The sequence below is a fragment of the Trinickia diaoshuihuensis genome, assembly GCF_003390925.1.
Lineage (GTDB): Bacteria > Pseudomonadota > Gammaproteobacteria > Burkholderiales > Burkholderiaceae > Trinickia > Trinickia diaoshuihuensis.
This window is the reverse complement of record NZ_QUBS01000021.1, coordinates 137,540-161,508: the sequence shown is the minus strand read 5'-3', so window position 1 is coordinate 161,508 and position 23,969 is coordinate 137,540. Positions and strand designations below refer to the sequence as shown.

General features: G+C 62.0%; 20 protein-coding genes, 2 tRNA genes and 1 riboswitch. Of the genes, 8 read left to right on the top strand and 14 right to left on the bottom strand.

Annotated features, from left to right (window positions below; translation table 11 throughout):
- The first annotated feature begins 456 nt into the window (after positions 1 to 456).
- Genes vapB through DXT59_RS05260 form a run of 3 tightly spaced genes read left to right on the top strand, consistent with a single transcriptional unit; the run spans position 457 to position 1,300 of the window.
- Entirely contained in the window at positions 457 to 705 is a 249-nt protein-coding gene (vapB, locus tag DXT59_RS05265) for a type II toxin-antitoxin system VapB family antitoxin (protein ID WP_116135878.1), read from the top strand.
- A 3-nt stretch (positions 706 to 708) separates the two neighbouring features.
- On the top strand, positions 709 to 867 hold the full coding sequence (locus DXT59_RS30465; RefSeq protein ID WP_162877957.1) for a hypothetical protein: 159 nt from the start codon (positions 709 to 711) through the stop codon (positions 865 to 867).
- A gap of 46 nt (positions 868 to 913) precedes the next feature.
- On the top strand, positions 914 to 1,300 hold the full coding sequence (locus DXT59_RS05260) for a hypothetical protein (RefSeq protein WP_162877956.1): 387 nt from the start codon (positions 914 to 916) through the stop codon (positions 1,298 to 1,300).
- Between the two features lie 545 nt (positions 1,301 to 1,845).
- Here DXT59_RS05260 and DXT59_RS30460 read toward each other — a convergent pair.
- The 5 genes from DXT59_RS30460 to DXT59_RS05240 all read right to left on the bottom strand — a co-directional run bounded on the left by DXT59_RS30460 (position 1,846) and on the right by DXT59_RS05240 (position 7,185).
- A tRNA-OTHER gene (locus DXT59_RS30460) sits at positions 1,846 to 1,993 on the bottom strand.
- 82 nt (positions 1,994 to 2,075) lie between these two features.
- Positions 2,076 to 3,620 carry an ATP-binding protein gene (locus tag DXT59_RS05255; RefSeq protein ID WP_116135856.1) on the bottom strand — a complete coding sequence of 515 codons (1,545 nt, stop codon included), beginning with the start codon at positions 3,618 to 3,620 and terminating at the stop codon, positions 2,076 to 2,078.
- A gap of 424 nt (positions 3,621 to 4,044) precedes the next feature.
- Complete coding sequence (locus DXT59_RS31535; protein ID WP_116135855.1) at positions 4,045 to 4,266, bottom strand: KTSC domain-containing protein; 222 nt, start codon at positions 4,264 to 4,266, stop codon at positions 4,045 to 4,047.
- A complete protein-coding gene (locus tag DXT59_RS05245) occupies positions 4,259 to 6,025 on the bottom strand; it encodes an ATP-binding protein (RefSeq protein WP_116135854.1) in 1,767 nt (588 codons plus the stop codon). The genes DXT59_RS31535 and DXT59_RS05245 overlap by 8 nt, the downstream gene beginning before the upstream one ends.
- A gap of 2 nt (positions 6,026 to 6,027) precedes the next feature.
- Complete coding sequence (locus DXT59_RS05240; RefSeq protein ID WP_116135877.1) at positions 6,028 to 7,185, bottom strand: SIR2 family protein; 1,158 nt, start codon at positions 7,183 to 7,185, stop codon at positions 6,028 to 6,030.
- Between the two features lie 510 nt (positions 7,186 to 7,695).
- Between DXT59_RS05240 and DXT59_RS05235 the strand changes: the two genes are divergently transcribed.
- Positions 7,696 to 8,220, top strand: coding sequence for a hypothetical protein (locus DXT59_RS05235; protein ID WP_116135853.1), 525 nt, complete (start codon positions 7,696 to 7,698; stop codon positions 8,218 to 8,220).
- A gap of 94 nt (positions 8,221 to 8,314) precedes the next feature.
- On the opposite strand, the gene DXT59_RS30455 is transcribed toward DXT59_RS05235, so the two are convergent.
- Positions 8,315 to 8,485: a hypothetical protein gene (locus DXT59_RS30455; protein ID WP_162877955.1), complete on the bottom strand. Its 171-nt coding sequence runs from the start codon at positions 8,483 to 8,485 to the stop codon at positions 8,315 to 8,317.
- A 227-nt stretch (positions 8,486 to 8,712) separates the two neighbouring features.
- Positions 8,713 to 8,788: transfer RNA gene (locus tag DXT59_RS05230), tRNA-Arg, on the bottom strand.
- A gap of 299 nt (positions 8,789 to 9,087) precedes the next feature.
- On the opposite strand from DXT59_RS05230, the gene DXT59_RS05225 reads away from it, so the two are divergent.
- Positions 9,088 to 9,993 carry a c-type cytochrome gene (locus tag DXT59_RS05225; RefSeq protein WP_116135852.1) on the top strand — a complete coding sequence of 302 codons (906 nt, stop codon included), beginning with the start codon at positions 9,088 to 9,090 and terminating at the stop codon, positions 9,991 to 9,993.
- Between the two features lie 102 nt (positions 9,994 to 10,095).
- Here the strand turns inward: DXT59_RS05225 and DXT59_RS05220 are convergent, their stop codons facing one another.
- Entirely contained in the window at positions 10,096 to 12,186 is a 2,091-nt protein-coding gene (locus tag DXT59_RS05220; RefSeq protein WP_116135851.1) for a UvrD-helicase domain-containing protein, read from the bottom strand.
- Between the two features lie 283 nt (positions 12,187 to 12,469).
- Here DXT59_RS05220 and DXT59_RS05215 point away from each other — a divergent pair, with 283 nt between their 5' ends.
- Positions 12,470 to 13,549, top strand: coding sequence for an oxidoreductase (locus DXT59_RS05215; RefSeq protein WP_116135850.1), 1,080 nt, complete (start codon positions 12,470 to 12,472; stop codon positions 13,547 to 13,549).
- Positions 13,550 to 13,676: 127 nt separating this feature from the next.
- Complete coding sequence (locus DXT59_RS05210; RefSeq protein WP_116135849.1) at positions 13,677 to 14,057, top strand: hypothetical protein; 381 nt, start codon at positions 13,677 to 13,679, stop codon at positions 14,055 to 14,057.
- A 108-nt stretch (positions 14,058 to 14,165) separates the two neighbouring features.
- On the opposite strand, the gene DXT59_RS05205 is transcribed toward DXT59_RS05210, so the two are convergent.
- The 4 genes from DXT59_RS05205 to DXT59_RS05185 form a co-directional block, all read right to left on the bottom strand.
- The gene (locus tag DXT59_RS05205; RefSeq protein ID WP_116135876.1) at positions 14,166 to 14,798 is read right to left on the bottom strand and encodes a LysE family translocator; all 633 of its coding nucleotides are present in this window, start codon (positions 14,796 to 14,798) and stop codon (positions 14,166 to 14,168) included.
- Positions 14,799 to 14,834: 36 nt separating this feature from the next.
- Positions 14,835 to 14,957: riboswitch (ZMP/ZTP riboswitch) on the bottom strand.
- Between the two features lie 54 nt (positions 14,958 to 15,011).
- Positions 15,012 to 16,082: a phytoene/squalene synthase family protein gene (locus DXT59_RS05200; protein ID WP_116135848.1), complete on the bottom strand. Its 1,071-nt coding sequence runs from the start codon at positions 16,080 to 16,082 to the stop codon at positions 15,012 to 15,014.
- A gap of 69 nt (positions 16,083 to 16,151) precedes the next feature.
- Positions 16,152 to 17,033, bottom strand: coding sequence for a DMT family transporter (locus DXT59_RS05195; RefSeq protein ID WP_116135875.1), 882 nt, complete (start codon positions 17,031 to 17,033; stop codon positions 16,152 to 16,154).
- Positions 17,034 to 17,579: 546 nt separating this feature from the next.
- Positions 17,580 to 19,325, bottom strand: coding sequence for a tetratricopeptide repeat protein (locus DXT59_RS05185; protein WP_116135846.1), 1,746 nt, complete (start codon positions 19,323 to 19,325; stop codon positions 17,580 to 17,582).
- 251 nt (positions 19,326 to 19,576) lie between these two features.
- Between DXT59_RS05185 and DXT59_RS05180 the strand changes: the two genes are divergently transcribed.
- Positions 19,577 to 20,686, top strand: coding sequence for a hypothetical protein (locus DXT59_RS05180; RefSeq protein WP_162877954.1), 1,110 nt, complete (start codon positions 19,577 to 19,579; stop codon positions 20,684 to 20,686).
- Between the two features lie 20 nt (positions 20,687 to 20,706).
- Here DXT59_RS05180 and DXT59_RS05175 read toward each other — a convergent pair whose 3' ends face one another.
- Together DXT59_RS05175 and DXT59_RS05170 are read right to left on the bottom strand one after the other, a co-directional pair.
- Complete coding sequence (locus tag DXT59_RS05175; protein ID WP_116135844.1) at positions 20,707 to 22,413, bottom strand: thiamine pyrophosphate-binding protein; 1,707 nt, start codon at positions 22,411 to 22,413, stop codon at positions 20,707 to 20,709.
- Between the two features lie 132 nt (positions 22,414 to 22,545).
- Positions 22,546 to 23,934 (bottom strand): L-serine ammonia-lyase, encoded by a 1,389-nt coding sequence (locus tag DXT59_RS05170; protein WP_116135843.1) that lies wholly within the window; start codon positions 23,932 to 23,934, stop codon positions 22,546 to 22,548.
- Positions 23,935 to 23,969: the final 35 nt, after the last annotated feature.

Below are 23,969 nucleotides of genomic sequence, written 5' to 3'. Positions count from 1 at the left end.
AAGACGATCGGCCGGTTCAGCAGAAACTCGCCGCTTGAAATCGATCGCCGTCAATTTGTTCATACACCACTATTGACGTTAGCTCCTCTTGACGTTAGCTCCCGTCTTCACGCGACCACATTACGATGCGCACACTCAGCCGCCCGGCGTGCATCGTGTACGTTCAGTGGCTCGATAGCCCGGAAGCGCTTGATAAAGAATGCGCCGTCGATCAATACGGCTGTCCGCATACCAAGATCCCCTTTTTCGGCCTCAAAACGCAAAAATGCCCCAGGGTTCGGCGCGGCGCGGGATGATTGCGTCGGCGTACTGCCAGGGGCTGTATGTGGGAGATAGTAAGGAAACGTTGTTACGCGGTGCAAGGCTAAGCCCCGCATTCTCAGAATCGTCTGATCAGATACGCGAGAATCCGCATCAAAATTGGATATAGGCTCGACGTATACGGAGGAGCCTATAGTGAAACAACGTTCCATCTTCAAAAGCAACCGCAGTCAGGCGGTGCGCCTGCCCGAATCCGTTGCGCTTCCTGACGACGTGAAGCGGGTCGACGTGGTGGTCGTCGGTCGCACGCGCATACTCACCCCCGCAGGTGAATCGTGGGATAGCTGGTTCGACGGCGAGGGGGTGAGCCCGGACTTCATGTCCGCGCGCGACCAGCCAGGCGATCAGGAGCGTGAGGCCGTCTTGCAGCCGCCGATCGCATAAGCCATGAATCGCCAGTTGCTGGACCGCGAGGGTGGCCCGCAGTTCTGGTTCGTGAACGGGACGGCCGGCAGCGTGCGCTTCGAAGTTGAAACCGGCAGCTACTCAATGCTAACGTTGGATAAGTATCTGACTGATAAGGGAACTCGGGATTATGGTTTTTAGGGTCGACCCGCACCGCCCGCGACCGCGGCGTGCCGATCGCCCACAGGTGCGGGGCGAACGACGTGTCGAGCCGGTTCTTCCCGAAGTCGTGCGGGCGGAAATCGCGCAGCAGCTACGCCACCATGCCGTCGTCATCGTCCCGAGTGTCGAGCAGGTGTACGACGTCGTGCGGACCGAGGTGGTCCGACAGTTGCAAGAGCCGCAGGCCCATCAGGGCCAGCCCAACACCCGCCACCCGTCCGTCTCCCAGCAGGATCTGTCTGAAATCCGTGAGTTCCAGGGGCCCTCGAGGCGCAAGCTCGCTGACCTGGGCGGCGCGGCGAATGGGGCGCGCAGTCCGCTGCGGCGAGCTGCCCCCGAAACTTTCGAGGAGCGTATGCGACGCGAAACGCTCGCCGCGTTTGGACTCGATCCCGATGATCCGCCGCTCTGATGCGGCACAGGCAGGATGCACGAAGGACGGCCCGGTTGTGGGCCATCTTCTTTTCTGGGCGCGGATGCGTTTCCTCGCTCCGGGCGATCGCCCGCCTTGGCGCCGCGCTGCCGTTGACCGCGATGAATGTGTCACCGCCTCTGTTCTAGAAACACGCGGCGAAACGAGATCACGGTGACACATTTGTTTCCGCTGGGAACGCGGTGAAGTATCACTTCGCACCGCCGTGCGTTCACTCATGCGTTTTCGCGACTTGTAACCATTATTTCCAGCAGTCCACGCGGACAATCAGACCCTCGCCGTCCGTCAAACCGTATTCGTTTGCACGATGCTCCGCGTTCTTGACCCGTAAGTCGGTGAGCTGTCCGATGGAGTTGTACCCAGAAGCGAAAACCTAGGAAAAACCATTTTCGGGTACAACTTTGAGGACGCGCAACCGCCGGATCTTCCCGGACTTGCTCGGTTTTCTTCGGGCGCAGAATTCCCGCAACGCCTTTACTGGCGAGGGCTTTCAGAATTTTAGGGGATTTCTGCGGAAATCTAGATGGCGCGTCCGGCTGGGATCGAACCAGCAACCCCTGCCTTCGGAGGGCAGACGTATAGCGCATATTTTATGTTTCAAATCAAATAGATAGAAAAATAACTCACTTGAGATTTGTCAATTTATTGACGAATTTCTGCCCTGCCAGACGCTCGACACCGCTATTTGTCAAAATCGCCCCGGTGCAGACGCTTACTGTCATCAATCGTGGTGGTGACGATCAGTGGAGATCGCTTAGGCAGCAGGGAATTTGAGATCAAACAAGGTGCGAAGCACGGCTTCAACGGTTTTTCGGTAGTCGTTGACTTGTCGATCTGTAATCCCAACGGTGGCTCGCTCATGGACAAGCTTATTGCGTAACCCATAATAGTGGTTGATCTTGTCCAAAACCTCTTGCTTGATGGTCACATGAGCAATCACCTCTTTAATCACATTGGATCGCTTGGTGAAAATTTCGAGAATTTTTGCATCGGTATATTTGTAGGGCGGGAATAAATCAATCCGACTAACGATGAACTCCTTGAAGGCAATCTCCAAATTGCTATCAAGAAGAATGAGAGCAGCTCGATTTTTCGTCTCTAGCTTCTGTCGACCAATCACATCGACAAGACCCATCGCCTCCACGAGCCCAATCGTCCATGGCTTCGCGTCCATCACCCGCGTATTCGAGACGCGCAATTGATCGACACGAGCTAGCTTCCGTGCACGAGGTAACTTGGGTAAAACTGTACGCTTCGGCGAAAGAGCATCTGTTGGATCGACAACCTCCATCTCTCCGGCTTCGTAACCGAACACGTCGCTGTCCCAATTGTGTTTGAGACGGCGCGAAAGAGAACTGAAATAGCTTACGAAATTAATCAGCCGTGGACGAATTTGCACGAACGCTGGATGACTATAGTTCAAGTCGCTCTTACTGCTGTTCCACGGCATAATCTCCGGTGGGCCACTAAGCTGAATGATTGCTCGGCAAAGCGAGGCGTCGGGGTGTGGGACACCAGCCTCGCTAGAAATGAAGTAACCGACATCGCGAGTGCGCAACTCCTTTACGATGAGGCGATCATTACAATAAAAGTAAACGCCGTAGTTATCGGCCTCAGGCACACGATCGCGAATAAGCCCTGCTCGAAGGGTCACGGTGAGCGTCTTATCGTCAGCCGGAGAAATCTGAAATGTCGCGACCCGAGGCCGGTAGTCCGGTGGATAGGCCCAAGAGTCAAAAGTAACAGCATCGACAGATTTCTTATTTAATCTAATATCACAGCCCTGATTAATAAACCATGAGTACGTTTCGCCGAGGTGAACACATAGGTGCTCCACATCCGACACATTGAATCCTTGGCGCACCTTCGAGATGTCAACTGTCGTCGTGCCTGGCGAAATATCAGGAGCGTCGTAGACGTCGAGGTTCCAGTCGTCAGAGTTCAGCCAATCGTTGGTGATATAAACTTGAATGCCATTTCCGCGACCGAAGCGCGAACGAATCTCCACTTGTTCACCGAGAGCGATGCCAGCTCGTTTTCCGCCCACCCCGAATGTTCCGATAACATGGTGACCGTCACGAATACTACTTGCTCCAGGGGCGATTAGTAGCCGCGCATCGTCCTCGCGAACACCGCCTGCGTTGTCAGATACGCGAATCATTTGACGCTCAACGTCGAGCTGGACCTCGATCACCAGCCCGGGCGTTCTCCCATTAGCCAGCCAGAAATCGAGTGCGTTATCTACAAGCTCGCAGATACCAGTGAAGATGTTGTAGTCACTAATTATCGAGAGGAACATCCGCTTTTCTGGCGTCCCGTCGATTCGGGCGAGCACTTGCCGGTTTGTTATCAAGGGTCCCTCTCGGCTTGGTCTGTCCCGGCAAGGATAGCAGCTTCACCGACAGGTTGTTGGTGGGCGAGGAAGCCTTCTCCTCCCTGATAGAAATCGACGGCCTTGACTTCGGGGCGAAAATATTGTTTGTTAGTCATCAGGCTAACAAACAAAATGCACCGCCCACACCATGTCGGCCTAGGCGAATGACGCTGCGGTAACAGAGCAACGCTCCGGCCAACGTAACAATAACCCCTGATCGCTGGAACCACGCCCATGACGACTTTCCGAGGTCAGCATGGACAGACAACCCGACAGCTAACATCGAAAAAATGAGAAGGAATCCAGGATTTTGAAGCGCTTTACGCATCTGAACACCAAATGCAATCAGTTAGCCAGTGTAACGACCGTTTGGCTTGTAGTCGAGCACTTGATGGATGTATTGCCCTCGCGATTGCCCAGGCGCTGTAAACGCCTCCCAAACATGCGGAGGACAGCCCGAATACCACCACTCAACACCATCGGGAAACCGCACGTAAATTGTCTCAGACTCCGCGTCGTATTTTTCCGCAACAATCCGGGTTGAGCCGGCCACGGGTATCCAATCATTCATGTTCAGCCTCGTATGTTCCTCGCCAAGCTGCCAAAGGCGCAGCAATATCAGGCAGCTGGGGATCCATCCGCCATGAATCGAGCGAAGGATCTTCAGCTAGCGGCATTGGATTCGGTTTGTCCAGCATCGCCCTAACAGGTAGTACGAGCGACTCACCACTCACTATCGCTTCACCTGTGCGCAGTGATGGCAAAACTGCGGCAAGGCCCGCTACGATATCCGGTAGAGCAGAACGTATTGCTCCCTGATCTCCGGCATTCGTTAAACGAAGAGCGATCAAAGTGCCGCATTGCGCCAGAGCAGTGTCCGGAAGCTCAGTTGGTCGTTGTGTTACGAGCAAGAGACCCACTCCGTATTTACGGCCTTCACGCGCGATACGATTGGCCGAATCGCGAGTCGTTGCGTTTGCTGATTCACCCAAGTAACGGTGAGCCTCCTCAAGGACAACCAAGACAGGACTTGGCCTTCCGATGCCAGGTCCCTCTGGTTCACTTCTAAGCGCGACTTCGAACAACATATTGAGAACTACGCCGATAGCGAGATCAGCCGCCACGGCGGGCACACCGCTGAAATCAAGCACAGAAACGGGCCGATCGCCGCCGAGCCATTCCTGCACAACTTCCACGAGCGGGTCGGGTCCCGCATGGTTGCCCATCGGCTCTTGAAAGAATCTGAGTCGCTGATCTAGCAACCCAAGGCGTAATAGCTCAGGCATGGAACCATACATGCCGTAGGTCGGTGCCTGATGCGGAGGTTGTCCGCCTTGCCCATATGGCGTGAATCTGGCGGGCCGAAGCGTGGCCGGATCGCCATCCTCTTCCCGACATGACATAGCCGGATTTCCCTTCTCACGACGGGTTTCGCGGTTCTCGGAGTCGAGTCTGTGCCATACATGCCGGACGTCGAATGGAACCGGAGTATCTGCAGTAACCGCCGTCGGATCCAAGTTCAGCCACTCTGCGGCCGCTACAAATTCTCGCCGCGCTTGAGCGACCAGCTCATTGAATCTATTGACGAAGCTGGCACCCCCTGACGTGCCTGTAAAAATGCGAATTATGTCTACTGCAGGAAGCGCCCAATAAGGGACCCGCAATCGGTTCCCGGCCCCGCCCGCCAATACGCTGCGAACCGACGCACTATCGGCAAGCGCCCGCGCGTACTCACCATGCGGATCGACAACGACTATGTTTGCCGCCCGCCACCCTCCACGCACAAACTTCTGCATCAGCGACGCGACAACGCTCGTCTTCCCAGATCCAGTCGACCCCACAACCGCGGCGTGACGCACCACGAATTTCGATACGTTCACACAAACAGGCACATCCTCGGCCGCAGCTAAACGCCCCAGTCGAAGATGTGTTTCATCCGCTCGCGGAAATATGGCCGACAGCTCGTCAGGGGTGGCGAAATGCACAGGGTCATCGAGGCCCGGAAACGTGCCTACCCCACGCTGGAACCGCCCTGTCGCTCGATCGATTTCTCCGAGAAGTTGAACTTGAAGCCATCGTTCGTCTCGCTGAACCGCGTCAAATGGAGCTACTTGGTCGGCAAGCTCGGAGATTCCTACTAAGGTGACAGTTGCGATGAGATCAATGAGACCTTGTGGGATCCTCACCAAGGATCCGATCTGCCCGATAGGTTGCAACTGACCTTTATAGATCGGCGCAACGCCCGCCAAATCGGGATTCAAGGCAACGGTAACGGTCGACCCAAGAACGTGACGGACCTTGCCTACGCAAGTCGGATCAAGATCCCGCATACCTACGCTCCTCCGTTGGCCGGGAGGTTCTGCACTACGACATCAAGCAATTGTCGCAGGCGGGTGTCAACCTCGGGCTCCTTTGCGGCGCTTTTCGCCAAAAATTGCGCCAATCGACGGAAATCACCGAGCAGAAAACGGCCACCCTCAAATATCCCGCCTATGTCATTTTCCGGCATCGCCCAGGCCGCCCTTACACCTCCGACAATCGCTTCGCGATCCCCAACAACCTGAATATTCGGGGTGAGTAGCGCTCGCTCGGTCAGTAACTCGGGAATAGTCGAATAGCAGAAGACTGCAATCTCCGTTCGTTCCCGGCGAACCGCGGCATCGAATAGCAGTTCATTGAGGTGTGCATCACCGAATGAATACCCGGCAACAATCACAAGGGTTTCCGGCTGATGCAACGCCCTGCGCATACGGTCCTGCAGCACGAGAAAAGGAACACGCCGCGATTCTTCGTATTTCGTGTCGGATGGATATATTGCCGCCGCGACCTCTTCACGCACCGCTTGGCCGACGCGAACCACTTGCCGGGCATCCCACTCCCAATTCACCGACCCGTGGAGCTTCCAAAGGCGTGTGAAGAAAGCAGGCACCGAATCCTGCTCGGATCCCGGAGCAGTCTCGACTAGATCAGTTTGAAATCTTGCCCGAAGGTTTCCTATGAATCCGTCAAAGTAAGCTACCTGCAACTCCTCGAGGGCCGTCTCGAACAGCAGGTCGTAGTTCACCGTGAATATTTCTACGGGGAAGTGATAGTTTGCTCGTGCAAGCCACGCGGCGAAATGGCGCGTCGCCGTAAGGTCGGCCCGGCTTATGTCGACTTCCGAAATGATTACTCGACAAATCGCCCGATCTAACTCCGTCGCACTGGCAGCTGTTAGTCCATCGATGGTCTGATCGCCAGTCAAAAGCGCAGAGATGCGCCTCAGCCTACTCAAGCCTTCTTCGAGATTCCTTCCATTAAGTTGGCCGGTCAATGCAGTGCGTTGAGCGTCCGGGAGGGCGGCAAGAATTCGCCGTTGCAACTCAGCTACGTCCGGCAATCCGCACGACTTCGATGTGCCTGCACCAAACAGTGTGCACACATGACGAGACCGCGTTGCCAGCTTGGCACTCAGACCTGTAGCAAAACGCAATGGATCGTGCTCGGCCATCTTTACGCACCTCAGGCACATGTGCGGTCAAGATTACACTATTGTCGTAAGATTGCCAGATGAAAGTTGGTGTTTTTCGACCGGAACGGCCCCGGTCAGGGGCCGGCATGCTCGGATCGCGTCAGCGCACAGCCAACTGCAGAATACCGCACGAGCGGCATGCAGATCAGGGGGAAATCGAAGTCCCGAACAGGACAATGGGAAGGAAACGCCAGCACGACGGGCAAACACAAATAAAAAATGGCCAAAGCACATTTCGACCATTCTTGTACTGCATCAATCATCAAGATGAACTGTGCGAGAAGCCCCGAACATAAGGCCAATGCGGAACGGAAACTGATAGCATTGATGGAACGCAAGCGACGACTGGAATTGCGGCTTGCCCAAGCAAAACAGCGGCAGCTCAATATGGCAGGAGTTTCAGCCCATACCCGGATGGATGGACGATGCTAAAGCTCACGCGCCCAACGTCCGATATACACAGGAACTCTCGAAACAAAGGGACGCGATATGGTATATCTGGAATGGTGTTGGGTGGCCCTCAAATGGTTCATTCCTCTGTGGACTGCCTTACACATCATTTGCTGGTTTCTTCCTAGCGAGGTGTCGGCACGACTTGAAGTGGTGGATAATTTCCTGCTTGAGCGACTCGTGTCAATTCCGGTCTTTCTCTCCAATGTGTGGTTGGTGTCTGCGCAGATTTGCTACTTCGTAGGCAATTTTTTCGCCTTGATTCTGATCGCTTTTGGCGCAGTCATCGTCGGATACTCCGTCTACCTGAAGCGAGAAACGCTTCAATTCACCTTCGAAGGAGCATACCAACTAGCCGAGCAACTAGCCGGCGATAAGGTGGCATGGTCAGGTGCGACCATGCTCATCGCCGCCACGGTAGCCATTTGCAACATGTGGAAGCTAAATCTCGACAGGAAACAGTATTTCGAGAAGCAGGAGAAAGAGCTTCGTGAGCAAATTGAGAAGAAGGTGAAAGAGCGCCGCGAGCGGATGTCCACTGGGAACAACACTTTTTTTGATTGAGTGCGTTTGAGAACGGCTTACTCACCGTCTTCTCGCTCGCGGCCCGCACAGGGGGCCGCTTCGAAAACCGTGGATAAGCCGTTCAAGATGAAAATTAAAGCTGGTCCACCTTATGCGCGGCGGCACTGTCCAACGCTTCGGCGATGTCCCGTGCCCCTTCGCCCCGTACTTCCTTCGTGATTGCGATTTCGCGGCCCTTCGCGATGAGATAGACGTATGAGTCGGATGCACCCTGCTTGTGCAGTCGAGACGCGTGCTGTGCCAAGGCTCAGAGATCCTTAGCCACGTAACATCGGCGTCGGCAGTTTACAGCCGAGAAAACATCGGCAAGCTGGGGCGAAGCGGCCTTAGAGAACATGGGAAAAAGCGAAGGGCCTAACCGAGCGCGCTCGAAGCATGGAAACTGCGTTGGCGTAATTTCCGTATGATTTCCGTACGAACTTGCCCCGCGAAAACGGCACAGGCTTAACTGACTGATTTCTAATATTTTTTTGGCGCGCCCGGCTGGGATCGAACCAGCAACCCCTGCCTTCGGAGGGCAGTACTCTATCCATTGAGCTACGGGCGCTTCAGCGCGTGCGGCGTCGCGGCTTGGGAGCGCGGTGCCGAGCGAGACCGAGAGCATACCTGGTTTCGCCTACCGCGTCCACCTGGCCCCTTATCCTCCAAACCCGCCAACCCGGGTAAACGCGGCCCCCGCCGCCCTCCACCGCGCTCGCCCTCGCCAAAACCTTGCGTCTATAATCGACCCGTGTTTGATCGAATTAATTAAGTCGATGCCGACTTAGCCGTTTCAGGTTTTAGCTGTTGCTGTTGCCGTCGCGCTGTTACCGCTCACCAACAATATTCCCGGGAGACGAGACAAGCATGAGCGAAGCACCACACGGAGCCCCGATCAAAACGCCCGGCCAGTTGATCGCCGCCGTCATCGCGGCGTTCGCCATTCCGATCATCGTCATCTGGCTGCTCGCGTACTACGTCAATCAATCCGAACGCTCGGGCGCCGGAACGGACGGTCTAGCCGACGCCACCGTCGCCAAGCGCATCGCCCCGCTCGCCCAAGTCGACGTACGCAATCCGAACGCGCCGCACGTCTATAAAACCGGCGAGGAAGTCTTCAAAGCCGTCTGCACCACCTGCCACACGCCCGGCGCGGCCGGCGCACCGAAGTTCGGCGACAACGCCGACTGGGCGCCTCGCATCGCGCAAGGCTATGCGGCGCTGCTGCAATCGGCCCTGCACGGCAAAAACGGCATGCCCCCGCGCGGCGGCACGAGCCCCGACGACTACAGCGATTACGAGATCGCGCGCGCAGTCGTCTACATGGCCGATCATTCCGGCGCCAGCTTCCCCGAGCCGGCCGCACCGGCCGCCGGCGCCACTGCCACGCAGTCGGCCGAATCGGCATCGAGCGCGTCGGCCGCGCAAAGCCCGGTGGCCAGCACCGGCACGGTCAACGATCAAGCGGCCGCCGCCATCGCCGCCCTGCCGAGCGCGCCCGCCCCCGCTTCCGCCTCGGGCGGCGCCGACAAGGCCCAAGCCGGCAAGGCGCTCTACGCCCAAGTGTGTCAGGCCTGCCACGCGGCCGGCGTGATGGGCGCCCCGAAATTCGGCAACAAGGACGATTGGGCGCCCCGCCTGAAAGAACCGATGGACGTCGTCTATAACTACGCGCTACACGGCAAGGGCAATATGCCGGCCAAAGGCGGCTCGAACGCGTCCGACGACGACGTGAAAGCCGCTGTCGATTACATGGTCAGCGCAGCCAAATAGTCCAGATCGGCGCGAAGGCGCTTCGAACGCAAAAGCAAAAACGAAGGCCCCGAGCATCCACTGCATCGGGGCCTTTTGCCTTCTTGACCATCGGTCGGCGCATCAAGGCTTCTGCAACAACGCCTTCAAACTCGCCAATCGGTCTTTCGGCGTCATCGGCGCCTCCTCGGGCGTCGGCGGCGGCGCCTCGTCGAGTCCCATTTCGGGAATGAACCGCGAGGGCTCGCACACCACGGTCTCACGCGCTCGCTTGCGCTTCTTACACCAATTCAGATGCAAGCTGCGCTGCGCGCGCGTAATCGCGACGTACATCAAGCGCCGCTCTTCCTCGATCCGCGCGTCGTCGATCGGTTCGTCGTCCGCGCCGCCGCGGTGCGGCATGATCCCCTCTTCCACGCCCACGAGAAACACGTGCGGATACTCGAGCCCCTTCGACGCATGCACGGTCGATAACCGCACGGCGTCGGGGTCTTCTTCCTTGCCCTCGAGCATCGACATGAGCGCCACCGTCTGGATCAGCCCAAGCAGGTTCTTGCCCGTGTCGGCCAGACCATCGGCGTTGTCAAAACCGCTCGCCTCGCCGTCTTCGGCTTCGTCCGGCTCGGGCTTCGTGCCTTTACGCTTGAGCCATTCGAGGAATTCGAGGACGTTTTGCCAACGCGACTGCGCCTGGCGCTCGTCGAACGTATCGTACAGATACGCCTCGTAATGGATCGCATCCATTAGGTCGTCGAGCAGCGTCGTGGCCGGATCTTTCGTCGCGCGGTCGGCAATACGTTGCATGAAGTCGCAGAACACGCGCAACGGCTCGACCTGCCGTGCCGACAAGCGCGCTTCGATCCCGCCCATGTAGACGGCCTCGAACAGCGACACTTTCGCCTGCCCCGCGAACGAACCCAGCGCTTCGAGCGTCGTGTTGCCGATCCCGCGCCGCGGCGTGGTGATCGCGCGAATGAAAGCGGGATCGTCGTCGGGGTTCGCGATCAAGCGCAAATAGGCGCAGATATCCTTGATTTCGGCTTTGTCGAAGAACGACTGTCCGCCCGAAATCACGTACGGAATACGCTCGCGCCGCAACACCTGTTCGAAGATTCGCGCCTGGAAATTACCGCGATACAGAATCGCGTAGTCGCGAAACTGCGTCCGCCGCTCGAACTTGTGCGCCGAAAGCCGGAACACGACCGATTCGGCTTCGTGCTCCTCGTCGTTGCATCCCGTCACCGTAATCGTGTCGCCCATGCCGTGTTCGGACCAGAGCTTCTTCTCGAACAGCTTGGGGTTGTTGGCGATCACATTATTGGCCGCCGTCAGAATCCGCACCGTCGAACGGTAGTTCTGCTCGAGCTTGATCAAGTGCAGTTTCGGGAAGTCCTTGCCGAGCTGCGCGAGATTCTCGAGCGTGGCGCCGCGCCAGCCGTAAATCGCCTGGTCGTCGTCCCCCACCGCCGTGAATGCGGCCCGGGGGCCCGCCAGCAGTTTCACCAATTCGTACTGGCACGCATTAGTGTCCTGGTATTCGTCGATCAGCAAGTAGCGCAGCTTGTTCTGCCAACGGTCGCGCACGGCCTCGTTCTGCCGGAAAAGCTCGGTGGGCAGCCGGATCAGGTCGTCGAAATCGACGGCCTGATACGCGTGCAGCGTCGCGACGTAATTCCGGTAGACGATGGCAGCCTGATGCTCGTCCTCGTTCGCGGCAATGGTCGCGGCCGTCGCCGGATCGATCATGCCGTTCTTCCACAGCGAGATGATCGTCTGGATCTTGCGGATGAAGCCCTTATCCGTCGAACCGACCTGCTCTTGGATCATCCCGAAGCAGTCGTCGGAATCCATGATCGAGAACTGGGGCTTGAGTCCCAAATGCTCGGCTTCCTGGCGCAAGATCTGCACGCCCAGCGAGTGGAAGGTACAGACCGTCAACTGATTGACGGGCACCTTCCGGCCCTCTTTGCCGGGCGCGGTGAGCGTCTTGCCTTCGAGCAGCTTGCCCACGCGCTCGCGCATTTCCGCGGCGGCCTTGTTCGTGAACGTGACGGCCGCGATGTGGCGCGGCTCGAAGCCCTTGTTCTCGATCAAGTGGGCGATCTTCTGGGTGATCACGCGCGTCTTGCCGCTGCCGGCGCCGGCAAGCACGAGGCACGGGCCGTCGAGATAGCGCACCGCTTCGGCCTGAGCGGGATTCAATCCTGCGGACATCGTTTGTGGATGGGTGTAACGAGGTTGGCGGGGCGCGCATCCATGCTGTGGCGAATGCGGCACGCAAAGCCGTAAAGGCGAGTGCGCGATGTTAACACGAATGAGCCGATCGGCAGGTCAGACCAAGTGGGATCGGTTCCTCCCCATCGCGATGCATGCCACAATGCTCGACTCTCTCGCCGTCGCACGGCCGAGCCGCCTCTTGTCGTTGCCCTTGAATAGGCAGCGAACAAGCGCGGGCTCGCCGGAGCGTCCCCTTGTCGTCACGCGGAGGAAAGCACGCATGGCTTGTACGTTGAAAATCGGTTTGATGGGCTACGGATACGCGGGCGCAACGTTTCACGCGCCCGTCATCGATCATTGCGGGGCCCCCGTCGAGGCACCCGACACGCCCTACGTCCGCATCACCGCCATCGCCACGAGCCAGCGCGAACGTGCGCTTGCCGATTATCCCGATGCGGAAATCGTCGCCGATATCGATGGGTTGATCGGCTCGAGCCAGGTCGATTGCATCGTCATCGCCACGCCGAACGACACCCATTACGAACTCGCGGCCAAGGTGCTGGCGGCGGGCAAGCATGTCGTCGTCGACAAGCCGGTCACGCTGACGTCCGAGCAAGCCCGCACCCTCGCCCGACTTGCGCGCGAGCACGGCGTGCTCTTCGCCCCGTTTCACAATCGGCGTTGGGACGGCGACTTCATGACGCTGCGCGAATTGATCGAAGGCGGCGCGCTCGGGCGTGTCGTCCATTTCGAATCGCATTTCGATCGCTTTCGGCCGGAGGTGCGCCAGCGTTGGCGCGAACAAGCGTCGCGCGGCGGCGGCCTGCTGTTCGATCTGGGCCCGCACTTGATCGACCAAGCGCTCGCGCTCTTCGGCGCGCCGGAGTCGGTCTACGCCACCGTCAAGCAGCACCGCGATCGCGCAAGCGCGCCCGACTACGTTCATCTATTGCTCGGCTATCCGGACAAGGAAGTGATCCTGCACGCGAGCGCGCTGGTGGCGATCGAGCCGCCGCGCTTCATCGTGCACGGTACGCGCGGTAGCTATGTAAAAACGGGGCTCGATACACAGGAAGATCAGCTCAAGGCGGGGCTGCGGCCCGGCCAAGCCGGATTCGGCGGCGGCAATGCGGCGGGCACGCTGCGTGCTCTGGAGGGCGAACGCGAAGTCGAGCGTGCCGTGCCGACGCGCGACGGGGCCTACGTGGAGTTCTACCGCGCCGTGTCACACGCGGCGACGAGCGGCGAGCCGTTCCCGGTCTCGCCGCAAGACGCGATCGACGTCATGACGATCATCGAACTCGCGAACGAAAGCGCGCGCGAAGGCAAGCGGCTGCCGTTCGCGCGCGTGCCGGCGTGAGCAGCCGGCTGAAGTTTTCGGGCGAGCCTGTCATCGGGGCCGGCGCGCCGGACGTTTGTTATCGCGTGGCCGCAAGGATCCACCCACACACTAAGTAAGACCCATGCATAACCACAAGGAGAATGGGATGCAACGCTCGATTCGCGCACTCGTTTATTGCGCGCTCGTTTCCACGCTGGCGGCGTGCGTCGTGACGCCGCCTCCGCCGCGCCGGCATCCCCCACCGCCCCCGCCGCCGCCCGTGGTCCGCCCCAACCCGCACGAAGCCGAACTCGCCCGGCGCGCGGAAGTGGACGAGCGAATCGACACGCTCAGCCGCCGTATCGATCAACGCGTGGACCAAGGCTACTATCCGCCGCCCACGGGCGCCGCGCTGCATCATCGGCTCGATGTCATTCGCCAGGAAATCGGCGATATGGCCGGACAGCACGGCGGCGGCATTTCAGCCGACGAGCAGCGCGTCATCAATCAGGAACTGGACGGCGCCGCCCGCGCAATCGGCTATTGAAGCAAGCAAGGCAAGCGGGTGCATCCGAAAAAAACGCGGCACCGCCGGAAGGCGCGCCGCGTTTTTCTTTTTCGGGGCGTGTCGAGCGCCAGCCGCGTTTGCGCCCGCTTAGCGGCGCGCCTGAGTTGCCATCCGCACCGCAAGGCCGGCCAGGACCGTCCCCATCAGCCAGCGCTGCACCATCACCCAGGTGGGCCGCCCGGCCAGGAACGCCGCAATCGAACCGGCCATCATCGCCACCATCGTGTTGACGGCGAGGCTCGCCGCGATCTGCAAACTGCCGAGCGTCAGCGACTGCGCCAGCACGCTACCGCGGCTCGGGTCGATGAATTGCGGCAGCAGGGACAAGTACAGGACGGCGATCTTCGGATTGAGCAGGTTGGTCACGAAGCCCATGACGAACAGCTTGCGCGGGCTGTCGGCCGGCAGGCTGCGTACCTCGAACGGCGAACGGCCGCCCGGCTTTACCGCCTGCCAGGCGAGGTAGACGAGATAGAGCGCGCCGCCGAGCCGCAACGCGTCGTACGCGAAGGGCACGGCCATCAGCAGCGCCGTAATCCCGCACGCGGTGCTGACCATATAAAAGACGAAGCCGAGCGCCACGCCCCCGAGTGAAATCATCCCCGCGGCTCGCCCTTGGCAAAGCGAGCGCGAGACGAGATAGATCATGTTGGGGCCAGGCGTCAGCGCGATACCGAGCGCGACGAGACCGAAAGCGAGTAGAGAACTGGACGCGGGCATTGCTTCTCCTCGATCGACGATGGATGGGTGGAAGGCCTTGCATGCCCAGGCGCGCGGCAGATTCATCGACCAAGGCGCAAGCGAGCAACTCGCACCCACCTTGGTCCCGCGCTCCCCGATGGTGTCCTCCATCTCATGGCGCCAGTCGCGCGGATGCATCGATTATTCCATGCTTCGGGGCAATGCGCCGCGAACTACGCATTGCTCGCGAAATTACGCAACAACGCTCGTGCCGAGCTTGGCTTCGATCTCGCCCATCATCCGCTCCATCCAGCCGCGCAATACGCTGTCGAAGCACACGAAGGCGGTCGAGCCGGCGACGAGCCGGTAGACGTCGTTGCGGCTCACCTTCGAGATTTTCGAGGGATCGAGCCACGCTTCGTTGGCGGCCAGCAAACGCAGCGTCTTCAGGCCGATCAAGATCGGCCACACGCAGGCCAGACGCAAACGCACCGACAGGCGGGGAATCGAAAACGTGTAGTCGGCCGCGGCGCGATAGTGCGCCAGCGCCGTCGCCATCAGTTCGACAAGCACGGGGCGCGCTTGCGTCGAACCATCGGGCGCCATCAGCGAGGCCGTTGTAAGCCCGTGCTTCACAAGGATCGGCGCGGGCAAATAGCAGCGGCCGATCCGCAGGTCCTTCGAGCAGTCCCGCAGGATATTCGTCAGTTGCAGCGCCTTGCCGAAGCGCACGCCGCGCGCGATCACCGTATCGACGGGTTCGGCGAACGTCTCGGGCAGATGCGCACAGGTCATTTTGGTCCAAAACTCTCCCACGCAGCCGGCGACGAGGTAGGTATAGCGGTCGAGTTCGGCCATATCGCGCAGTGCGACGATCGTCCCGGCGTCCTCGGACGGAAACGTACGCAAATCGAACTCCATGCCGGTCGTGAGCGTGGCCACGATGTCGCGCACGGCGCCGCGGTCGGCCGCCTGGAGTTCGTCGAGCACCGCGAGCGCCGCGTCGAGCGATTCGAGCAGACGTTTCTCGTCGGGCAGCGCCTGCTGCCCTGCCACTTCACCGGCCATGCTGCGAATCGCGGCTCGCGTCTCGTCGCTACGGTCCCCGCCCACCGCGGCACGCAACGCCAACAATAGCGACAACCGGCGCGCGGGTTCGATGAGCGAGGTGTCGGCGATCGTGTCGGCGGCGCGCGCCAGCAGATAGGCGAGGCCGACGGGGTCGCGCATCGGACCCGGCAAGACGTTCAACGTCAAATAGAACGAGCGCGACACACTTTTGAGCAGAGGGCCGAGCAGATCGGCGCGAGCAGCGTTGGGCATGAATCGAATCGGTAAGGGACGCGGCGGTGCGCAATTGTAGCCGCCCCGCCGAGCCTGAGTTCCGAGCGCCTAGGTGCCGAGCGACGCCTTCGGCTTACGATCGACGCTGAGCACGAGTGCGAGGCCGCCCAAGATCGCCGCCATGCCGATGATTTCTCCCGCCTGCAAGCGGTTGCCGAGGAAGGCGTAATCCATCAGCGCCGTCACGATCGGCACCAAATAGAACAAGCTCGTCACATTCACGAGATCGCCGCGTTGGACCAAGCGATAAAACAGCAATTGCGCGGCGACGGAGATCACGAGCCCCAGCCACAGCAGCGAGACGATCAGCGTCGCATCGGGCTCGAACGCGAGCGGCATCGAAGGCGCGAGCGCCGCGCACATGACCAAGCCGACGGCGTTTTGCAACGGCAGCACGTCGATCGGCGCTTGTGCGATCCGCTTTTGCAAGATCGCACCCGCGGTGATGCAGCCGAGCGACGCGAGTCCGAGCGCGGCGCCTGCCGCCGAGGCCGTCACCGCATTCCCGCCCGGATGGACGACGAGCGCCAGGCCGAGCAGCGCGGTCGCCAGCCCCGCGAGCCTGCGCGGCGAGTAGCGCCGTTCGGTGGCCAGCATCGTCAGGATCGGCTGCGCGCCGAGGATCGTGGCGAGCAAACCCGGCGTGAGCCCGCGAGCCAACGCGAGCAGATAGCAGATCGAGTAGCCGCCGGTCAGCAGCGTGCCAGTCAGCGCAACGCGCCAACGCGTCCCGGGCGCGGGCAGCCAACGTCCGCGCCAGAGGCCTACAACGCCGAGCGCGGCGCACGCGAGCGCGAAACGCATCAGCAAGAAGGCGAAGGCCGGGGCGTGGCGGATGCCGAGTTCGGCAAAGATCGCCCCGCTACTCCAGAGCAAAACGAAAAGCGAAGTCGTACCGTAAGCCGTTATAGCGGCTCGAATGGAATTCATTTGAACGTCACCTGTGCAAGTGTGCATGGGCCCCGTCCACGAGCAAGCGCGGCGTTCGAACGAACGCGGAGCTAAGCGCGAATGGGCGGGCTAACCGGAAAGCCGGCGATTAGGCGCGCGCCACTGGGGGCGCGGCGATGCCGGCGACGACTTGCCTCGGCGGGGGAGGCGAGCCGGCGTGCACAAGCGGGCGGACGGTCGAGACAGGCGTGCGCTCAGCACCGGCGTTCAAGCCGGTGGTGCGGTGTACAAGGCCGCGCGGACGCATGTCGTTCGTCATCGATGTCGAATCGGTGGAGGGAAGGCGGCTCGCCGGATATCGAGGGCGGCGGCCGGTTCACGTCGACGCCGCGGCGCGGACATCGACAGTTCGACAGCCTACTCGCCCCGGCTCGATCGTGCAATGGGCGGCTGCGGTGCGATACTGACCGGCATTCGTCCGTCATGCCGATCGTCATCCTTATGACCGTTCTAGCCGACGTCGTTCTCGTGCTCCAACGTGCCCCCACGCGATAAAGAGCCGCGCTAAGGCCACCCCGCCATGCATTACGACGATGTAGGGGCATCGCGCTGCAACTTCTCCATCGCCTTTGATATCGCTTTGGCCTCTCGCTTACGCCCCGTCTGGTCGTACAGTTTCGCGAGATTGCCTAGCACGCGAACGTAATCGCTGCGATAAAGCGCGGGCTGCTTTTTCGTCAGGGTCTCATAGAGCGCAGCCGCGCGCCGAAAGACGCCCTCCGCCTCTTGGAGACGGCCCGTTTTGCTCAGCAACACGCCAAGATTGTTCAGCGTGCGGGCACGCTCGGCGCCGACGGCGACCGGCGCGCCAACTTCGAACGACGCCAACGTGCGCAGTGCCTCGCGGTATGCATGCTCGGCCTGAGACGGCCGGCCCTGCCGCCGGTAGAGCACGCCGAGATTCGTCAGCGTACGCGCGACATCGGGCGCGGCGCGTGCCGGGCTCTCGCGCGCGAGCTTGCGGCGTATCGCGAGCGCCTCGTCATAGGCCTGCTCCGCTTGCGCGAGCTCTCCGGCGTCGCTGTATAGATTGCCTGCATTGTTCAACGTGCGGGCAAGCGCCGATTCGTACGCCAGCGCGTTCTGCCTGACGAGCGAGCGTTGGATTTCGAGCGCTTCCACGTACGCGCCACGCGCTTCGTCGACCCGGTGCGCGCTCGCGTACAGCACACCCAGGTCGTTCAGCGTCGTCGCCAAGTCCGCGGTGTAGCCTCGCTCATCGTGCCGCACGAGCGCACGCTCGAGCTTTAGCGCCTCGCGGTATGCGTCGATCGCATCGCTCGGCTGGTCCGCGTCGCGATATAAGGCGCCGAGCGAGCCGAGCAAATCGGCGACGGTCGGCCCGAAGCGGCCCGGCTGCTCGCGTGCCAGCCCCCAATAGATCCCGAGCGCGCGCAGGTCGGCCATTTCGGCATCGGACGGCAACGACAACGCCGCGTATAAACGGCCGAGCTTAGCCAACGCCGCCGCAAAACGCGGCCGCCAGCGTTCGGGCTTGCCGTGCGCGAGCACTTGATAGCGCAGCGCCAACGATTCGTAGACGGGCTGCGCCTGCTCGAATAGCCGCGCCTCGAACAATAGATCGCCGTAGAGTTCGGTCACGGCGAGGTCTTCGGGCCGTAATACGTGGGCCACGCGAACGAAAACCAGCGCGCGCTTCGGTGATAGCCGCAACCACTCGACGATCCCCGCGTCGAAGCTGCGCGCGGCAATCAGATCGTCAGGGGCGCCCGGTTCGGCGAGTTCGGCCGCAACGAGTTTGGCGGCAGTGTCGAAGTCCAGCGCGGCAATCGCCGCGTCCACGCGCGGCTCGAGCGGATCGTCGGTTCGCAACACGCGCTCTCGCCAGCGCAGCAACGCATATCGCTCGGTCCACGCATGCGCGAGCGCGACGAAATCGGCCTCGTCCGTCTGGGCGCTTTGCGCGACGAACGCAAGCGTGATCGAGGCAACGGTCTCGAAGGTCTGCTCGGGCATCGCCTCGAACATCGAGTTGGCCGCTTTGGCGAAGGCGACGCGCTGGCTTCCCGGTAGACGCGCGCGATGCGCGGTGCGCGTGGCCTCGGCCGCGACGCGTTCGAGCCGATGCAGGTCGATACCGCAATCGCGTTCGAAACGAAACCGGGGCTGGACATCGGTCACCGAAAGCGCCGGCGCGCACGGCGGCAAGCGTGTTTCCGCCGCTGAAGGCGCCGAGCGCTGCGCCCACGCCGCGAGGGCAAGCGCCATCGCGAGGCCGGTCAGCCATGGATGCGCGCGCCGGTTGCTCATGCTCGTCTTCTCGTGGCAAGTGGCTGTCGATCACTGACATGAAGAACGGTCGCGGGGCGATCGTATGTTGGCCAGCGCACGTCCGTGCGTCGCCACCGATTGCCGGGGTGCGCGCAACGCCACATAGTCGCCAGCATAGGCGCGTCCGCCCGATCGCGCAGCGGGCGGCGGGCCGCTCATTGACGATCATGCGTCCTCCAGCGACTTCCCGCCCCCCGCCACGCACGCGATGTCCGTTCTGCGGCGAGTTCATGTCGGCCGGATCTTCGATCTGCGCGCACTGCGCGCGGCCGCGACCGACACCGGTGGCGCCACGCGCCACGCCCGCCGGCGAGACCCGCCGCATTCGCCCGCGAGCGTTCGGCGAGGCGCTGCCTAAATATTGGACGGCCGCCGATCCGAACGGCGCGCGACGTTGGGGATTGAGCTTTGGGGCAAGCCTGTTGCTCGCGGTCGTGGTCGTCGTGTTCGCGGCTTATGCGGCCCTCAATGAGCGATCCGGTGACGATGCAGCCGATCGAGCCCTTTGGGCGCATCGAATGCATCGAGCGAACGAGACGGTGCCGACGGCGGCCGCGACGATGGGGCCGCCGCTATCGGCTCAGTTAGTCCCGCTGCTGACGCAACAGATGGCGAATGCGGACGATGGCGCCGGCGCAGCCCGGTTGCAACGCGAGCATCGCATGGCAAGAGCGGCCCGGCTGGCCCACCCTCGTCCGATGGCAAGCGCCCCGCGAGCCGCGACGGCGCTCGCGCCGCTCGCATCGGCGACGCCCGCGACGAGACCGTCGCTCACGCGTCCGGCCGAGGCAACCACACCCGGCGTGCCCGCGCCGCAGACGGCACCCATCCTCGCGCCTGCTAGTACGTCCGCAACGACAAATGTGACGGCTGCGCCCGACGAAGCGCCCAAGAACGACGCGGCGGCGCCGGCGACCGCGACAAGCACTGCGACGAGCGGCGAAGGTGATGGATCGCGACCGGCCGATGTCCCGGCCGACAAAAGCTTCAGCGGGCCAGTCGAGCGCCCCGCCCCGCAGCCTTCGAGCAGTGCGCAGCCGTCGGACGCGCCGTCGCCGGCGACGCAACCCGAAGCGCTTCGCCCGAACGCGCATCGATCCGCGTCGCTCGAAACGCCGAGCGCAAGCGTGCGACATGCGCCCGGCCACGCGGTCCGGCACGGCGCCGCCAGCCATCGGCGACGTCCGCAACGCTTCGCGCTCGCGCACGCACCGGTCATCGTATTCACGCTGCCGCGCTTCTTGATCGCTCCGACGATGCGGATGCCCGCGTCCCCACGGCCACCATCGAATTCGTTCGATCTATCCGAGAACCAGCGCGCCCTTTACCGGGGACATTGATCGCATCGCCGATCGCAGGCTCATTTCATCGTGGAACCGCGTGCCCGGCGGCCTTGTTCGCGGATGTCGTCGAGCGTGGCCGCGGGCGTGCTGACTTCCTTGGGCACACGAATCTCGATCAGCGCGGGCACGCCGCTCGCGACGCACCGCTCGAACGCCGGCAGGAACTCGGCCGTGCGCTCGACGGTTTCCCCATGCGCACCGAACGAGCGGGCGAACGCGGCGAAGTCCGGGTTCGTGAGCCCGGTGCCGTGCGTGCGTCCCGGGTAGTGCCGCTCCTGATGCATGCGGATCGTGCCGAAGTGGGCGTTGTTGACCACGATGAAGACGACGTTCAGGCCGTATTGCATCGCCGTGGCAAGTTCTTGCGACGCCATCATGAAACAGCCGTCCCCGGCCAAGGCGACGACCGTGCGCTCGGGGTACATCGCCTTGGCGGCAATCGCGGCCGGCACGCCGTAGCCCATGGCGCCGCTCGTCGGCGCGAGTTGCGTGCGCCACTGCCGGTAAGCGAAATGCCGATGAAGCCAAATGGCGTAGTTGCCCGCGCCGTTCGTGACGATGCTGTCTGCCGGCAGCCGCTCGCGCAGTTGGGCCATGATTTCGCCGAGTTGAACGTCGCCAAGCATCGGCCGCGGCGCGCGCCATTCGAGGTACGCGCGATGCGCCTCGTGCGCCGCGCCGGCCCAGACGGGCGCCGCGCGCGGCACGAGTGCGGCCAGCGCGGCCGCGATCTCGGGCATGCCCGAGACGATCGGCAAGTCGGCCGCGTACACGCGGCCCAATTCCTCTGCCCCTTGATGCACGTGCACGAGCGTTTGCCGCGTCTTCGGAATGTCGAGCAGCGTATAGCCGCCCGTGGTCGCCTCCCCCAAGCGCGGCCCAACGACGAGCAGCAGATCCGCCTCGCGAATACGCCGCGCAAGCGCGGGGTTGACGCCTAAGCCCACGTCGCCCGCGTAGTTCGGATGATCGTTATCGATCGTGTCTTGATAACGGAACGCGCAACCGATCGGCAATTGCCAGGCCTCGACGAATCGGCGCAAGTCCGCGCACGCCTGCTCGCTCCAGCCGCTGCCGCCCGCGATTACCATCGGCCGCTCGGCCCGTTCGAGCAGCGCGCGCACTTCGTCGATCTGCGCGGCCGACGGCGATGCCGCCACGCGATGAAAACGCGGCGCGACCGGCGCGGACGCAACGGCATCGGTCAGCATATCCTCGGGCAGCGCCAGCACGACCGGCCCGGGACGTCCCGCGCAAGCGGTGTGGAACGCGTGACTCAGGTATTCGGGAATGCGGCGCGCATCGTCGATTTGCGCGACCCATTTCGCCATCTGGCCGAACATGCGCCGATAGTCGATTTCTTGAAACGCCTCGCGATCGAGATGATCGCGCGCGCATTGACCGATGAGCAGGATCATCGGCGTCGAATCTTGAAACGCCGTATGCACGCCGATCGACGCATGCGTCGCCCCCGGTCCGCGCGTCACGATCGCCACGCCGGGCCGGCCCGTCAGTTTGCCGGTTGCCTCGGCCATATTGGCCGCCCCCGCCTCATGACGGCAGACGATCGTGCGAATCCGCTCGGTTTCGTCGTGGAGCGCATCGAGTACGGCAAGAAAGCTTTCGCCCGGTACGCTGAAAACACGGTCGACGCCGTGCGTGATCAGCGCATCGACGAGCAGACGCGCTCCGGTCACGTGGGCGGTATCGGCGGCATTCGACATCTGCGGCAACCTCCTGACTGGCTATGGTTCGTTGTTCGATGGGAACGACTGACAAGCGAATCGCGAAAGACGGCGCCAATAGTCTACGCCCGAGCCACGCATACCCAATGCGCGAGCCGCGCCACGGGCAGTTCAGCACTCGACGATATTGACCGCCAGCCCGCCGCGCGACGTCTCCTTGTATTTCGTCTTCATGTCGGCCCCGGTCTCGCGCATCGTCTTGATGACCGAATCGAGCGACACGTAATGGCTGCCGTCGCCGCGCAGCGCCATGCGCGCGGCGTTGACGGCTTTCACGGCCGCCATCGCATTGCGCTCGATGCATGGAATCTGCACCATCCCGCCGACCGGATCGCAGGTAAGCCCTAGGTTGTGCTCCATGCCGATCTCGGCCGCGTTCTCGACTTGCTTGGGCGTGCCCCCCATCACCGCGGCCAACGCGCCGGCCGCCATCGAGCAGGCCACGCCGACTTCGCCCTGGCACCCCACCTCGGCCCCGGAGATCGACGCATTGAGCTTATAGAGAATGCCGATCGCCGCCGCCGTCATCAAAAAGTCGATGACGCCCTGCTCGTTCGCGCCGGGAACGAAGCGCGTGTAGTAGTGCAGCACGGCCGGGACGATACCGGCCGCGCCGTTCGTCGGCGCCGTGACGACGCGCCCGCCCGCCGCATTTTCCTCGTTGACCGCGATCGCATAGAGATTGATCCAATCGACCATCGACAGCGGATCGCGCAGCGCCTGCTCGGGGTTGCCAGACAAGGCGCGGTAAAGCTGCGGCGCGCGGCGTTTGACTTGGAACGGACCGGGCAGCGTGCCGTCGGCATCGGGGTTGCCGATGCCGCAGCCGCGCGCCACGCACGATTGCATCACGTCCCAGATTTTCAGCAGACCTGTGCGCGTCTCGTCTTCCGTGTGCCACACGCGCTCGTTGTCCCACATCAGTTGTGCAATCGACTTGCCCGTCGATGCGCACAGCGCAAGCAATTCGTTACCGGTGCTGAACGGATGCGCGCGTTGATCGGCCGCTTGCAGCACCTTCGTGTTGGGCGCGCCGGCCGTGACGACGAAGCCGCCGCCGACCGACAGATAGGTGGACTCGCGCAGCACCGCACCGCCCGCATCGAGCGAGCGCAGCTTCATGCCGTTCGGATGCTCGGGCAGCGCCTGCCGGTAGAAGGCGATCTGCTCCTTGGGCACGAAGCCGATTTCATGCGTGCCGCCGAGCGCAAGGCGGCGCAATTTCTGAACGGCGTCGAGCCGCGCCGCGATCGTGGACGGATCGACGGTATCGGGCGCATCGCCCATGAGCCCCAGCATCACGCCGCGATCGGTACCGTGTCCCTTGCCCGTCGCACCGAGCGAACCGTAGAGTTCGACCTTGACCGAGGCCGTTTGCGCCAGCAAGCCGTCGCGTTCGAGCCCTTGCACGAACAGCAGCGCGGCACGCATCGGCCCGACCGTGTGCGAGCTCGACGGGCCGATGCCGATTTTGAAGAGATCGAAAACGCTGACTGCCATTGTTGCTCCGCAAGCTGATCGAGGCCGGATACGAG

What these genes read in the sequence shown, in the direction of transcription:
- DXT59_RS31535 (WP_116135855.1), bottom strand. Translation starts at nt 4,266, where the DNA reads ATGAATGATTGGATACCCGTGGCCGGCTCAACCCGGATTGTTGCGGAA.
- DXT59_RS05180 (WP_162877954.1), top strand. Translation starts at nt 19,577, where the DNA reads ATGTCGGCCGGATCTTCGATCTGCGCGCACTGCGCGCGGCCGCGACCG.
- DXT59_RS05175 (WP_116135844.1), bottom strand. Translation starts at nt 22,413, where the DNA reads ATGTCGAATGCCGCCGATACCGCCCACGTGACCGGAGCGCGTCTGCTC.
- DXT59_RS05225 (WP_116135852.1), top strand. Translation starts at nt 9,088, where the DNA reads ATGAGCGAAGCACCACACGGAGCCCCGATCAAAACGCCCGGCCAGTTG.
- DXT59_RS05210 (WP_116135849.1), top strand. Translation starts at nt 13,677, where the DNA reads ATGCAACGCTCGATTCGCGCACTCGTTTATTGCGCGCTCGTTTCCACG.
- DXT59_RS05170 (WP_116135843.1), bottom strand. Translation starts at nt 23,934, where the DNA reads ATGGCAGTCAGCGTTTTCGATCTCTTCAAAATCGGCATCGGCCCGTCG.
- DXT59_RS05205 (WP_116135876.1), bottom strand. Translation starts at nt 14,798, where the DNA reads ATGCCCGCGTCCAGTTCTCTACTCGCTTTCGGTCTCGTCGCGCTCGGT.
- DXT59_RS05215 (WP_116135850.1), top strand. Translation starts at nt 12,470, where the DNA reads ATGGCTTGTACGTTGAAAATCGGTTTGATGGGCTACGGATACGCGGGC.
- DXT59_RS05235 (WP_116135853.1), top strand. Translation starts at nt 7,696, where the DNA reads ATGGTATATCTGGAATGGTGTTGGGTGGCCCTCAAATGGTTCATTCCT.
- DXT59_RS05185 (WP_116135846.1), bottom strand. Translation starts at nt 19,325, where the DNA reads ATGAGCAACCGGCGCGCGCATCCATGGCTGACCGGCCTCGCGATGGCG.
- DXT59_RS05255 (WP_116135856.1), bottom strand. Translation starts at nt 3,620, where the DNA reads ATGTTCCTCTCGATAATTAGTGACTACAACATCTTCACTGGTATCTGC.
- DXT59_RS05240 (WP_116135877.1), bottom strand. Translation starts at nt 7,185, where the DNA reads ATGGCCGAGCACGATCCATTGCGTTTTGCTACAGGTCTGAGTGCCAAG.
- DXT59_RS05195 (WP_116135875.1), bottom strand. Translation starts at nt 17,033, where the DNA reads ATGAATTCCATTCGAGCCGCTATAACGGCTTACGGTACGACTTCGCTT.
- DXT59_RS05200 (WP_116135848.1), bottom strand. Translation starts at nt 16,082, where the DNA reads ATGCCCAACGCTGCTCGCGCCGATCTGCTCGGCCCTCTGCTCAAAAGT.
- DXT59_RS05220 (WP_116135851.1), bottom strand. Translation starts at nt 12,186, where the DNA reads ATGTCCGCAGGATTGAATCCCGCTCAGGCCGAAGCGGTGCGCTATCTC.
- DXT59_RS05245 (WP_116135854.1), bottom strand. Translation starts at nt 6,025, where the DNA reads ATGCGGGATCTTGATCCGACTTGCGTAGGCAAGGTCCGTCACGTTCTT.
- DXT59_RS30465 (WP_162877957.1), top strand. Translation starts at nt 709, where the DNA reads ATGAATCGCCAGTTGCTGGACCGCGAGGGTGGCCCGCAGTTCTGGTTC.